The 13386-nt window shown below is 43.9% G+C and carries 10 protein-coding genes; 6 read left to right on the top strand and 4 right to left on the bottom strand.

Going from position 1 to position 13386, the window contains the following annotated elements:
• Positions 1-175: 175 nt before the first annotated feature.
• Entirely contained in the window at positions 176-475 is a 300-nt protein-coding gene (locus QZZ41_RS09200) for a hypothetical protein (RefSeq protein WP_295070806.1), read from the top strand.
• Positions 476-562: 87 nt separating this feature from the next.
• Positions 563-1618 (top strand): metal ABC transporter substrate-binding protein, encoded by a 1056-nt coding sequence (locus tag QZZ41_RS09195; protein ID WP_295070803.1) that lies wholly within the window; start codon positions 563-565, stop codon positions 1616-1618.
• 111 nt (positions 1619-1729) lie between these two features.
• Here the strand turns inward: QZZ41_RS09195 and QZZ41_RS09190 are convergent, their stop codons facing one another.
• Positions 1730-2794 carry an alpha/beta hydrolase-fold protein gene (locus QZZ41_RS09190; RefSeq protein WP_295070800.1) on the bottom strand — a complete coding sequence of 355 codons (1065 nt, stop codon included), beginning with the start codon at positions 2792-2794 and terminating at the stop codon, positions 1730-1732.
• Between QZZ41_RS09190 and QZZ41_RS09185 the strand changes: the two genes are divergently transcribed.
• Complete coding sequence (locus QZZ41_RS09185) at positions 2763-2912, top strand: hypothetical protein (protein WP_295070922.1); 150 nt, start codon at positions 2763-2765, stop codon at positions 2910-2912. The two genes, QZZ41_RS09190 and QZZ41_RS09185, sit on opposite strands and share 32 nt — an antisense overlap.
• A gap of 318 nt (positions 2913-3230) precedes the next feature.
• Here the strand turns inward: QZZ41_RS09185 and QZZ41_RS09180 are convergent, their stop codons facing one another.
• Together QZZ41_RS09180 and QZZ41_RS09175 are read right to left on the bottom strand one after the other, a co-directional pair.
• Positions 3231-3968, bottom strand: coding sequence for a polyphenol oxidase family protein (locus tag QZZ41_RS09180; RefSeq protein WP_295070797.1), 738 nt, complete (start codon positions 3966-3968; stop codon positions 3231-3233).
• A gap of 101 nt (positions 3969-4069) precedes the next feature.
• Complete coding sequence (locus QZZ41_RS09175) at positions 4070-6805, bottom strand: CotH kinase family protein (protein ID WP_295070794.1); 2736 nt, start codon at positions 6803-6805, stop codon at positions 4070-4072.
• A 552-nt stretch (positions 6806-7357) separates the two neighbouring features.
• Between QZZ41_RS09175 and QZZ41_RS09170 the strand changes: the two genes are divergently transcribed.
• Positions 7358-8158: a class I SAM-dependent methyltransferase gene (locus QZZ41_RS09170; RefSeq protein WP_295070792.1), complete on the top strand. Its 801-nt coding sequence runs from the start codon at positions 7358-7360 to the stop codon at positions 8156-8158.
• Positions 8159-8215: 57 nt separating this feature from the next.
• Here the strand turns inward: QZZ41_RS09170 and QZZ41_RS09165 are convergent, their stop codons facing one another.
• Positions 8216-10222 carry a metallophosphoesterase gene (locus QZZ41_RS09165; protein ID WP_295070789.1) on the bottom strand — a complete coding sequence of 669 codons (2007 nt, stop codon included), beginning with the start codon at positions 10220-10222 and terminating at the stop codon, positions 8216-8218.
• Between the two features lie 583 nt (positions 10223-10805).
• On the opposite strand from QZZ41_RS09165, the gene feoB reads away from it, so the two are divergent.
• Positions 10806-13154: a ferrous iron transport protein B gene (gene feoB, locus QZZ41_RS09160; protein ID WP_295070787.1), complete on the top strand. Its 2349-nt coding sequence runs from the start codon at positions 10806-10808 to the stop codon at positions 13152-13154.
• Positions 13155-13292: a FeoB-associated Cys-rich membrane protein gene (locus tag QZZ41_RS09155; RefSeq protein WP_295070784.1), complete on the top strand. Its 138-nt coding sequence runs from the start codon at positions 13155-13157 to the stop codon at positions 13290-13292.
• Positions 13293-13386: the final 94 nt, after the last annotated feature.

The following is a 13386-nucleotide window of genomic DNA, read 5'->3' as shown; positions in this document are numbered from 1 at the left end:
TCAATGCGGTGGATTGTTCATTTTTAATAGTTTAAAAATGAGAGACATTATCAATTTGCAGAGGGCGTAGAAAATTTCAGTCATGCATTGACATAAGCGGTCATAAGCGTTATAATTAATAATGCGAATATGATAATCATTATCATATTATATTTGATAAGCTGAGGTGAGCATGATGAATAACAAAAACAGAATACTTTCATTTATGATATTTATCATATTCAGCTTTGTTATTTTCAGCTCCGCCTGCTATATAGCAGTTCATACCGATCACGTATGTTCGGGAGAGAACTGCTCCGTCTGCATAGAACTTGCTGAGTGCAGTCACGTTCTTCATACGGTAAATGCCGAGGCAGCAGGTGTTATAAAGCTTATGCTGCTGCTCATTACGGTGGCGGCACTTATAAAAGCAGTTATCAGAGTATATTCAGAGCATGATACCCTCGTATCGCTGAAAGTTGAGCTCCTAAGCTGAAAAACGGCAGTTTATAGGAGAGCTATGCCTTTTCGTGGCAAAGCTTAACAAAATTATGTCAGTTATTCAAAATGGAGGTCATTTTTTATGTTAAAGAAAAGTACGGTTTTAACAGCTATGAGTTTTATGCTGGCTACTTCAGCATTAACAGGCTGTTCGTCTGCTAATGGTAAAGCAGCATCTGAAAAAAGTGAGACAGGTGCAACTGTAACAGCTACAGAGAATAATGAAACAAAGACTGATGCAGAGCCATTGAAGGTCGTATGCACTATATTTCCCGAGTATGACTGGACAAAGGAGATACTCGGCAGCCATGCCGAAAACGTTGATATATCCTATCTGCTTGACAGCGGTATAGACCTGCATAATTATCAGCCCACAGCTGATGATATTATGAAGATATCGACCTGTGATCTGTTCGTGTATGTAGGCGGCGAGTCTGACGAGTGGGTGGAAGATGCACTCGAAAATGCAGTAAACAAGGATATGAAGGTCATCAACCTTATGGACGCTCTCGGCGATTTTGCAAAGGCTGAGGAGCTGAAAGAAGGTATGCAGGGCGAGGAAGAAGAGGAGTCCGAAGAGGAAGATGAAGAGGAAGAGATCGAATACGATGAACACGTATGGCTCTCACTGAAAAATGCAAAGCTCCTCTGTACAGAAATAGAAAGCAGTCTTGAGGCGATAGATCCTGCAAATGCTGCTGACTATAAATCTAACCTTGCAAGCTATGTTTCAGAGCTTGATGAGCTTGACAGCAGTTTCAAGGCACTTGTGGACAGTGCTTCCGTAAAAACTCTTATATTCGGTGACAGATTCCCATTCCGCTATTTTGTAGACGATTACAGACTTGATTACTTTGCAGCATTTATCGGCTGTTCAGCTGAATCCGAAGCAAGCTTTGAAACTATCAAATTCCTTTCCGATAAAGTTAAGGAGTTAGGCTGCGATACTGTATATACACTTGAAAACTCAAACAAGGATATAGCAAATGCAGTTATTTCAAGCTCGGGAAAGAGCGGCGTCAAGATAGCTGAACTTAATTCGCTACAGTCTGTATCCAAAAATGATATAAAGGACGGTGCAAGCTATATCTCGCTTATGCAGAAGAATTACGACGTTCTGAGCGGTACGCTCAAATGAGATGCGGAGTTACTGCACTTACAGTGAGTTATTAATTCGGCGAGTATGATAATAGTATGAACAAGCCCCGAGGCATTGTCTCGGGGCTTGGATTTTATATAAGCGACGGCATTATTTAGCTTTAAATACATATCTTAGGAAATTATACATATGCGCTCTTACGGATATAGAACCGTGGTCGCCGTCAGTAAGCTGATGCCAGATATGTTCCACGCCGTTTTGAGTGAGCGTGTCATGGTAGCTGTCGGGAGCATCTCCTACAGTACCGTCAAATCTTGTGCAGGTTATCATTAAAACATACGGGCTCGGAGCTGAGCCGAAGCAGAATTCACTGGGAGATATACAGCCTTCGTGAGTCATATTTCCGTCAACAGTAGGGAATATACCCGGAGCAGGGCATACTCCGCCCACATAGCCATAGAGATCAGGTCTTGTGACTCCAACATAGAGAGCCTCTCTGCCGCCCATTGAAAAACCTGTAACAGCAGTATTTTCTCTGCCTTCCTTTATAGGGTAATTCTCTTTCATAAACGGCATGATGCTGTTTTCGAGATCCTCGCGGATAGCATCGTATGCACGGGAGGACTCATTTGTGAATGCAGGGAAGATGTTCTCCTTTGTGGTGAACATCTGTGGAAAAACGATTATCATTTTCTCAGCTTCACCCGAAGCTACAAGGTTTCCGAGCATTGTCTGTATCTTCATGCTTTCATCGAGCATGGAGTCCTCAGAGCCGAATATACCGTGGAAAACATATATTACAGGGTATTTCTGACTGCTGTCGTATCCCGGCGGAAGCAGGATATTGAGGTTCTTTTCGCGCTGAGCGTCCTTTGAGAAGTAAGTTTTCTTCTCGATCGTTCCGTAGTCAACGCCTGCCTTTTTTTCAGTTGAGGACGATTCCTCATGAATGTGTATATCTGCTGCCATTTTCTTCATGTAGCTGTCACCGTTTGGCGTTGTAACAGTCGTAGTAACAACAGGTACAGAAGTTGTAGTGGCCATAGTTGTGACGGCAGTTGTAGTCTGCGGAAATTCCTTTATAGTGCCAAGCACGTATTTTTGCAGCAGTACAAGGTCGTTTATCTGTATAGATCCGTTGCCGTCGATGTCAGCCAGCAGGTCAGTCTGACCGCCCGAGAACATGGTGATGATATTCCTGCGGCATAATACCACATCGAATGAGTCGATAGTGCCGTCGTTGTTAAGGTCACCTCTTACAGCAGCTGATGCAGGCAGCGCAGAGGATACAGCTATAGCTGCGGCAGCTGCAAATGAAGCAGCAGTTTTTTGATAATATTCATTTTAATACCCCCGAGTCTTATACTTGATTGACTGTTTAATTTTACCGTAAATTTCCCGAAAAGTCAAGGAATTCGGAAGGTTAAAATACTAAAAAAGAAGCGGCACATCCGCTTTAATTTTTAAATTAATATTGATTGAATTAGGGAAGAGATTCTTTGTAAAAAAGCCATTAGCCGAAGGAGTTCGCTTACGCTCACATTATTTAAATTATTCGCCGAAGGCGACACCTTGGCTAATAGCTAAGGGCTAAAGGCTGAGTTCCATGATAAGTGAGAATTAAGATAATACTTTCCTAATTTAATCAATATTATGCTTTCATCATGATAAATGCTGCATTCTGTCTGCTTCTGTCGCCCCGTCTGTATGAGTATAATGACTCATCGTTGAAAGTGCAGCAGTTTATTGCTGAGATATTTTCATCGGGAATATCTTCTGCCGCAGCTTTTGACCGTACAGCTTCCGATAGGTGGAGATACAGCTTATCGTCAATGGTAGTGAATATAGCATCGAGCTGCTTTTCTGTGAAAGCTTCGGCGTAAACTTTGCGGACATCTTCGCCCACTTCATAGCATTCATGGCAGATATGAGGTCCTGTTATCACCTGAATTTCAGCAGCAGAAGCTCCCAGCTCTTTCATGCGCTGAACAGCATTATGGAGAAGTGAACCTGCTGCCGAATGCCAGCCGCAGTGCAGGAGTCCGATGACTGCCGCCTTTTTGTCAATAAGATATATGGGAACGCAGTCCGCCGCGAGAACGCTGAGAACAATGCCTTTTTCGGCAGTAACGATACCGTCCACTTTTTTCAGTACGTTATCCTTTATGACTCCCATGCCGCCGTGTTCAGCACCGACTATCTCAACTTTATCACCGCTTGCCTGATATGGGCGTATGATACGTGACAATGGTGCTTCAAGTCTTTCACTTAGAGATATGTAATCATCTGTAGGCGGATCGGTGGGAGCGTTTCTTGTCCATATGCCCTCATTTCCCGAAGTAAATCCGCCGAAGGAGAACTCATCATCAATTATAGTTATGCTTTTCATTTATTTTACCTCATAGGATCATGTGATACTTTATTATATCATCTAAGCATAAAAATGTAAACAGACCGCCTGCCATATGACAGACGGTCTGCTTTTATAGTTTAGTTTGTAAATGCTTTTATCTCGCCTGTGAGGTACTTCTTGAGAAGTGTAAGGTCGTCGCTGGTGATAGCCTTATCGCCGTTGATATCGGCAGCTGCAAAGTGTTCAGCACTGCCTGAAACGACTGCCTTTCTCATCTGGCTGAGATCATAGATGTCCACAACTCCGTCGTTGTTGAGGTCGCCTAAAATGTATTCTTCATCGGGTTCTTCGGAGATAGTTCCCTCCGAGTCTCCGTAAACTGCTTCAATTGTTGCATCTGAGCTGAGTCTTACTGTGATAGTTGCCGAAGTCTTGTCTCCGCTTATTATCTCTGCGCCTTTAATGTTCCAGCGTGTGAAAGCCTCTTCGCCGCTTGCATCTGCTGAGATAGTGATGTCGTAATCGGAGTGGTATTTGCCGCTCCACTGGTCTATGTTTCCGAGCTTGAGAGTATTAAGGTCAATAGTACCCTTATCGCCTGAGTTGATTACTGTGAGCTTGTGAGGCTCGGAAGACAGCTTCATTGCCAATCTTGTGGTACGCTCTGCATATGAATAACGCTGAGCGTAGAAGTTTGCAACTGTTGAGAGCTCGCTCTCGAATTTGCCTGAGCTGCCTGAGTTGAAACGCTCGTAAGTATCTGCGATCTGCTCTTTGTAGTTGTTCTTGTAATAGCTTATGACTTCGTTTACTTTTTCGGGAACGAAGTTATAGTTTGCCATATCCATCATAGTTCTTGAAAAGTCAAGTCTGAACTGTTCATTGCCCGAAAGAGCAGTGAACATTTTAGCAAGCTGGCTGCCGTCCTGTTTTAAGCGGCTGTAGCAGTCTGCTGAGAATGACTTGTCATATGAACCGTAAAGTCCCTGACCTGATTCCGTATCGAAGAGAACCATTCTCCATTTGCCGTCAGCATAGGGATTTTCCTCGTCAATGGCATCTGAACGCCATGCGGTATAGTTTCTCTTCGGCCAGTCTGCATTAGCCCAGTATATCTGAGCTGCAAAGTAGTCCATAAAGCCCTGTATATCCACTTTCTGACAGAATTCATCGTAGGATATGCTGCCGTTTGCAACACCATTGCAGAGAGCCTGCCAGTCACTCAGATCACTTTCGCTGCCCTCTTCAAGCTCGCCGTTCTTTATCATAGCGATATCGCTTTTCTTAACTCCGTAGTGAGAGCTGAGGTAGCTGTCGCTGATCTTTTCCATCATCTGGTAAGTGCCCCAGAATTCGCCGTCAATGAATACTACACATTCTGTAGTAGCCTGATAAGCAAATGCTCTGTCAGTTATAAGGCTCTGGTTTATGCTGTCGCGGAAGAAAGCCGCACCGTTGTCATTGCCGCCGTTGCGGAGAACAAGCCCGTCATACTTCTTGATAGCCTTTCCGTTTTTAGCTTTTGTAGCCTTCCCCGAGAAGAAGTCGTAATCAAACTCTGCACAGCCGTAATCCTGTCTTGTGTAGATATTGAAGCTCTTCTGTGCAAGGCACCTTGAATAGTTGCCCTTTATTCTGATACCCACATTCTCCTGGAGTACCATTTCGCCGCCGTCAAAGAGAGTAAAGTTAGCAGGACGTTCCCATTCTTTTCCTCTCTGAGTATAATTGGCTTCCATTTCCCATATATTGCCGTTTTGTGGAGCTCTGTTGCGTCCAGGTCTGCCGCCCTCGGGACCTGTATGTTCCTCGGGCTTGTTATCCTCAGGTCTTTCGCCCTCAGGCTCTTTGTGCTCCTCAGGTCTTTGCTCCTCCTGTGGATCGTTTGGATTTTTGTCGCCGTAGAACACCTTTCCGAGACAGTAGATGCCTTTTTCGTAATCGAAAAGGTTGTCAGGATCTGTGACTAATGATACTACTTTCATCTGTTTGTAGTATCCCGAATTTGTTTTGCCTATAAAATACGTCTTTGTTACAGGTTCGCTTGCGCGGCCTTCGCTGTCAACTGATATTGCGCGTATCAAAGCTGCCTTGTCAACGCTGTCACGCGGTGCTGTTGCTTTGTTCGGAGTTATGTCGGTACGTGCGCTGAGGCGGTTCTGAGTATCTGACATATCTTCGATAGTGATAGGTGCTGTGTACTTTTCAGACTCTGTTGTTGGATCGCTGCCGTCAGTGGTATAGTATATGGTACAGCCTTCTTCTGCGGTAAGGTTCAGAGAGAAGCTGCTATCATAAAAACCGCTTTCCTGTGAGAACACAGGCTGACGTACAGCTGCACTGCCTTCGGGGGCAGCGTTTTCTTTGTCCGGTGTACAGCTCAGTGTGTAGAATTCGCCGCTGCCGTCGGGATACTGTCCGTATGAAGTATCAGCAGCAAGTGCGCCGACTGTAAGAGTCTGAGCTGTTTTGCCCTGTGAGTCCGTAAGTACGAGAGTTTCGCCCGAAGCAGATAATCCGAATGGAGCAGTCTTGCTGTCATTTGCTGCGGCATCGGTGTCGCAGAACACAACAAGTCGTCCGTTTGCAGGTATGTGCGTTCCGCTTGGGAATGTATACCTGTAAGGCTCCTGTTCTTTGTCTGAAAGTCCCCAGCCTGATATGTCTGCTTCTGACTTTCCGCTGTTGAAAAGTTCTATCCAGTCATAATAGTTTCCGTCACCCGACTGGTAGGTGGTGTTTTTGGTGCAGACCTCATTTATGGTCACTGCACCGTTGTTGTCTGCGTTTGCAGGGAGATATGCTGCTGACTGCAACAGCATACCAAGACACAGTACTCCCGCAGCAGTACGTTTCTTTGATCTGTTTTTCATGTTCTCCTCCGATAATTTAGATTAATCATCCTCATTGACCCGATATTACCGGAACATTTTTCTGTCTTATAGATTCCCTGTCGTAATCCGCATTCCCATTTACATTACATTATTTATATCATATAAGCGAAGCGTTATGATATAATTGCTCGATATGCAGGGAGCAAATCTCAGATTTGCGTATCTGCAAGGGCTTTTAGATCAATTATAATGAATGCTTTAGCGTTCATTATATCATATAAGCGAAGCGTTATGATATAATTGCCCGATATGCAGGGAGCAAATCTCAGATTTGCGTATCTGCAAGGGCTTTTAAATCAATTATAATGAATGCTTTAGCGTTCATTATATCATGTAAGTGAAGTGCTATGATATAATTAATGTGCTACACTCATTATAGCACACATAAACACAAAATGCAATATATATGGAAATAATTACTGTATTTAATATTTTTGATGTTAATATTTAGCGTATAATCCCGTAGCTTGACTTTTGGTATGATATGTTATATAATGATTATCCTATATTGTTATACGGAGGTGCATTGCAATGACAGCAGAAAATGAGCTAAAACGTACTTTTGACAGTGTTTCATCAGCATATGATAAGATGCGTCCCGGCTATGTCGGTGAATTATATCAGAAGATTTTCGGCTATGTACATATTGAAAAAAACAGCCGTGCTGTCGAGGTAGGAAGCGGCAGCGGTCAGGCTACAAAGCCTGTGCTCGATACAGGTTGTGACCTCACAGCCGTAGAGTATGGTGAGAATTTGTCCGAGCTATTGAAGGAGAATTTTAAAGAATACCCGAATTTGACTGTTATGACAGGAAAGTTTGAAGATATGACTTTTGCTGAAAATACCTATGATCTTGTATTCTCAGCAACTGCATTCCACTGGATACCCGAAGAGACAGGCTACCGAAAGGTATTCTCCATGCTCAGACAGGGCGGAGCGTTTGCGCGTTTTGCCAATCACCCCTGCATAAGCAAAAAAGATACCGCACTTGCACAGGCGATAGAAGCTGCCTATGATAAATACTACTACAGCTATTATCCTGAGAAAAAACGAGGTACTTCTGCCGAGTATACGGCAGAGCAGTCCGAGAAAACTGCAAATATAGCAGGAAAATACGGTTTTATCGATATTCAGTCTCATATATTTTACCGTGAACGTGTTTTTACGGCTGATGAGTACATTCAGCTCCTCGGCACTTACTCAGACCACATCACCATTGAAAAAGGAGTAAGGGAAGAATTCTTCTCAAGCATAAAAGAAGCCATAAACGCTAACGGCGGCAGGCTTGTCATATCCGATACCTTAGACCTTCAACTGGCACGAAAGCTTTAAGCGATATATAATAAAACTCCCGAAAACAGTTATTTTCTGCTTTCGGGAGCTTTTCATTTAACGGTTATTCTTTTTGCGCTTTCTGCTAATCAGCATAAGTACTGCCGCAGGGACGACAATGCCGATGATGCTGAATTTATCGCCTGTAGCAGGACTGTCAGAACCTTTTTTTGCGGAAGTTCCTGCTGCTGTTGTCTTAGTTGGGACAGTTGTTGATGCCGAAGTAGTGACAACAGGCTCTTTGAACGTATTTTTCGCTTTGATTTCCGTATGTCTCAGCGTATCATTATAGGTGCTCATAAGGTCAAAGCTGTAGTTTTCACCATTGCGGTATACAAAGCTGAAATGCGCATCTGCACAGCCAATGGTAGTGGAAAGATAGCCCGAATGTGCATAGGTGAATTTCAACGGCTGAGTGTCATAGCTTCTGCTGCTGTATTCAACAGTACTTGTGAGATCGTCACCGTCTGTCATGATAAGCTCGCTTTCCTGACGTGAATGGTCATGACCGAAGAGGTACATTATATCCATATTGTATTTTTCGGCGTAGCTGTTTATAAGCTTTGTCAGCTCATAGGAATTATCAATGTTGTACTGATTTTCGCCTATCCATTTGCTTATCTGAATTCCGTATCTGGTCATTGACTCAGGCTGAACGCCCAGTACATGAAGTCCCGAGTGAGCCGATATCACCACAAGTTCGCCGTGGTAATCCTCGGCAGTCTTTTTCAGAAAGCTGTCAAGTTTTTCTATGGTTCTGTCGTAGGAATAAGTGATATTATTGCCGCTTCCTTCGATAGAAGCTTCAAAGTTAAGACCGTAGACGGTGATACCTTTTGCGAAACGGCTGCTCTTTCCGTTTTTAGCAGCGGCTTGGGAAGTGCCTTTGAATATCTGTCCGCCGTATGGTGAACGGTCATTCTCAGAACCGAGTCCTGCATTGTCGGACATTATGGAAGCTGCTTCGCCCGAATCATGGTTGCCAGATACGAATACTGTGTCAAGTCCGCCGAGATATGAGACTATCTGAGGATAATAGCGGTCAAGCATCTTCTCCTTGCTTGCAGTCGGTCCGTTTACGAGGTCGCCCGTGCATATGACAAGTGACGGCACATATCCGCCTGTATGCGCCATAATCTTTTCTATGGCATCGGTGATAAAGAAGTACTGCTCGTGTACATCGGAAAAAGTCATAAAGGACTCGGGTGTAACTCCCTTTGCAACAATAAATGCTGCGTCTGCCGATTTTTCGCGGTAATGGATATCATTGCCGTCATGTCCTTCGATAAGGCAGTTTACACGGTAAACTCCTGTTTTTTTATTTCTGAGAGCATCGGCAGTGAACGAAAGCTCTGCACAGGACTGCTCCCTGCCGTTAATGAACCACTTTACGCTGTCAACAGTTATATCATCGTAGAGCTTTGCTGTGAATACAGGTGCAGCATAACCGCTGCCCTCGATAACATAGCTTTCGGCGGACGGGTGTTCCGCAATGCAGCGGCTTAGGTATTCGCTTTGTGAATACAGGCACACTTCTGCGGCTTCTGCGGCATTATCGGTACAGGTAAAGGGAACATCGCTTCCTTCACTGTATTTAAGATAAGAAACGCTTCCGTCCTCTCTGTAGCAGAGATTGCCGTTATGATACTCCCACGCCATTTCGCCTGATGACCACCAGTTTGATACAGTATACAGTTCGTTCTCGTGGCAGGCAAGAGAAAATGAACGAGAAATGAGGGTAGTGTACTCGGGAGCAGTGCTGGTCACCATAGTGCTTCTGTAATAATGCCAGATATATTCGCTTATATCGTCATTTGAAGCAGTCAGCATAAGCTCTTTATCGTCAGAGCCTTTTACTGTTATGATGTAGTCATTTCCGTTTTCAAATTCGTTGACTTTATACCATTTTTCGCCGTTATCCAGAGTAAGAACGCCTTTTTCAAGGCTGAACGGCGCAGTAGCGATGTAGCTATCGGCTGCGGCGACCTGCGGCTTAAAAGGCATGAACATGGCTGAAAAAACTGCGGCAGACAAAACAGCTGCTGCTTTTTTTAGGATATTCATATATGAAAAACTCCGATCTCTATGCATAAATTACGTATCATATGTATTATATCATGTATCGGGAAATAATTCAATGCTCAGAAATTAGCTAAAATAAGTTAGCGAATACTATTATATTTGTTCATGATAACAAATTCTGCCTGATGCTATGTTTATGCTATTGACAAAACACTGGGAAAGTGATATTATTTATAAGGGTTAGTTTGAGCTAACCCCTTATAAATAAAACAGGGTTTGTTTAAGCTAACCCATGATTAAACAATGTTTAACGCCGTATTTACCATATAAAAGCAAAACAGGCACAGAAACCTGTACCTGTTTTTCCGAGGATATGATTAAATCAAAGAAACATTTTCCGCAGCGATGGGGGGAGTGAACTGCGAAAAGTTTCCGGGGGCTTGCTAATGTGGTAGTAGCAATTGCGCTCACATAAATACAATCGTATCAGAATAGTTTAATCAGACATATTCGGAAATATTTTTTTATTTTAACAATGATAATGGGGCTTCTGAAAGAATTGATGTGATATATCCTTTGCGATATAATAGAAAAAATATGATCTTTACAGGTTTAGGAGCAGGTTATGGAAACGCTTAAAAACATAAAAATAGGAGAGACTGTCAGAGTTGAAAAAGTCGGCGGTGAAGGTGCGCTGAGACAGCATTTTCTCGATATGGGACTTATCCCCGGAGCAGAGGTGACTCTTGTAAAATACGCACCTATGGGTGATCCTATGGAGCTGAGACTTCACGGGTATGAGCTTACTCTCCGTCTTGCTGACGCAGACGAGATCGAAGTCTGTCCTGTCACTGAAAAAAAGGAAGAAGTCAGGGAAAAGAAGAAAAAGCAAAAGACCGAGCACCCCGGACTTGGTGAGGGCGGACGCTTCCACGCAAAAGGTGACGGTGTTCCGCTTGAAAAGGGTACAGTTATACGTTTTGCACTTGTTGGCAATCAGAATTGCGGCAAGACCACACTTTTCAACAGATTAACGGGTTCAAAGCAGCACGTAGGCAACTTCCCGGGTGTTACAGTTGACCGCAAGGACGGATCTATCATAGGCCATGATGATACACTTATCACAGACCTGCCGGGTATATATTCAATGTCGCCATACAGCAGCGAGGAGATAGTTTCCCGTAATTTCGTACTCAATGAGAAGCCTCACGCTATAATCAATATTGTTGATGTAACGAATATAGAGCGAAATCTCTATCTTACCATGCAGCTCCTCGAAATGAACATACCTATGGTAGTTGCACTGAATATGATGGACGAGCTTACCTCAAACGGCGGAAGTATCGACATAAATCATATGGAAAAGCGTCTGGGAGTACCTGTTGTGCCTATATCCGCAGCTAAAAACAAGGGTATCGAGGAGCTTGTGGAACACGCCATGCACGTTGCTTATTATCAGGAAAGACCACTTAGATATGATTTCTGCGACAAGACCGAGAACGGCGGTGCAGTACACCGCTGCCTGCACGGTATATCCCACCTTATCGAGGATCATGTAGAGTCTATCGGTATGCCGCTGAGATTTGTCACCAGCAAGGTCATTGAGGACGATCCTCTTGTAATAGAAAAGCTTGACCTTGACCAGAATGAGATCGAGACTATGGAGCATATAGTCACTCAGATGGAAAAGGAGCGCGGTCTCGACAGAAGCTCCGCCATAGCGGATATGAGATTTAGGTTTATACACAGGCTCTGCGATGATACCGTAAATAAACCTGCGGAGAGCAAGGAGCATATCCGCAGCCGCAGGATAGACAAGGTACTAACTGGAAAATATACTGCAATACCTGCGTTTATCCTTATTATGGGACTTGTTTTCTTTCTTACCTTCAACGTTATCGGCGCGTTCTTGCAGGATCTTTTTGAAATGGGCGTAGACAAGGTCACGGAGCTTACTGATAAGGCTCTTGTCCATACACACGTAAACTCCGTCATACATGATCTTATTATAGACGGTATTTTTGCAGGTGTGGGAAGCGTTCTCAGCTTCCTGCCTGTAATAGTTACGCTGTTCTTCTTCCTGTCAATGCTTGAGGACAGCGGTTATATCGCACGAGTTGCCTTCTTTATGGACAAGCTCCTGCGAAAGGTAGGACTTTCGGGAAGAAGTATAGTTCCGCTGCTTATCGGCTTCGGCTGTTCAGTGCCTGCTGTAATGTCAACGAGAACTCTGCCAAGTGAGCGCGACCGAAAGATGACCATACTTCTCACGCCATTCATGAGCTGTACCGCAAAACTGCCTATATATGCATTTTTCGTAAATGCTTTCTTCCCAAAACGTGGCGGATTTATAATGGTCGGACTTTATCTTCTCGGTATAGTTACGGGAATACTTGCCGCTTATCTTTTCAAGGGAACTTTATTCCGCGGCGAAGCAGTTCCTTTTGTAATGGAGCTTCCTAATTACAGACTTCCTGCCGCAAAGAACGTTGCGCAGCTTCTCTGGGAAAAGGCAAAGGACTTCTTACAGCGAGCTTTCACGGTAATACTCATTGCTACAGTTGTTGTATGGTTCTTACAGAGCTTTGACACTCATCTGAATATGGTTAGCGATGCAGGTTACAGCATACTTGCAGGCATAGCAGGAATATTTGCACCTGTAATGAGTCCTGTTGGGCTTGGCGACTGGCGTATACTTGTTGCGCTTATAAGCGGATTTATGGCAAAGGAAAGCGTAGTATCCACACTTGAGATACTTTACTCGGGAAGCGTTGGTGCTGCAATGACTTCACTTTCCGCAGGCTGTCTGCTGGTGTTCTCACTGCTTTATACTCCATGTGTTGCGGCTATTGCAGCTGTAAAGAGGGAGCTCGGCAAAAAATATGCTCTGGCAGTGGTAGTATGGCAGTGCGGAGTTGCGTGGATCGTAACGCTTATCATACGCGCTGTACTTATAGCGATAGGAGTGAGCTGAATGAATATAGCTGATATTGTCCTTATAGTGCTTATAGCTGCGGCTCTTGTGTTTGCGGTAAGGGCTGCGGTGAAAAATGCAAAAAGCGGAAGCTGCTGCGGTAACTGTGCTAAATGCAGCGGATGTTATAAAAAATGAAAATTACCTGTAAAGCTTCGGGAAAGAGGCTTTACAGGTATTTATTTTTCGCTGATATTGATTTGTGTGTACTTGTGTGATATAATGAAAAAAA

This window comes from Ruminococcus sp. (assembly GCF_016283395.1).
The sequence above is the reverse complement of the archived record's forward strand: the minus strand, read 5'-3'. Positions and strand labels throughout refer to the sequence as shown.

Excerpts from the sequence above, each read along its gene's own strand:
- QZZ41_RS09155 (WP_295070784.1), top strand. The coding sequence starts at position 13,155 with ATGAATATAGCTGATATTGTCCTTATAGTGCTTATAGCTGCGGCTCTT.
- QZZ41_RS09170 (WP_295070792.1), top strand. The coding sequence starts at position 7,358 with ATGACAGCAGAAAATGAGCTAAAACGTACTTTTGACAGTGTTTCATCA.
- QZZ41_RS09165 (WP_295070789.1), bottom strand. The coding sequence starts at position 10,222 with ATGAATATCCTAAAAAAAGCAGCAGCTGTTTTGTCTGCCGCAGTTTTT.
- QZZ41_RS09175 (WP_295070794.1), bottom strand. The coding sequence starts at position 6,805 with ATGAAAAACAGATCAAAGAAACGTACTGCTGCGGGAGTACTGTGTCTT.
- QZZ41_RS09185 (WP_295070922.1), top strand. The coding sequence starts at position 2,763 with ATGGTGATGATATTCCTGCGGCATAATACCACATCGAATGAGTCGATA.
- QZZ41_RS09180 (WP_295070797.1), bottom strand. The coding sequence starts at position 3,968 with ATGAAAAGCATAACTATAATTGATGATGAGTTCTCCTTCGGCGGATTT.
- QZZ41_RS09200 (WP_295070806.1), top strand. The coding sequence starts at position 176 with ATGAATAACAAAAACAGAATACTTTCATTTATGATATTTATCATATTC.
- feoB (WP_295070787.1), top strand. The coding sequence starts at position 10,806 with ATGGAAACGCTTAAAAACATAAAAATAGGAGAGACTGTCAGAGTTGAA.
- QZZ41_RS09195 (WP_295070803.1), top strand. The coding sequence starts at position 563 with ATGTTAAAGAAAAGTACGGTTTTAACAGCTATGAGTTTTATGCTGGCT.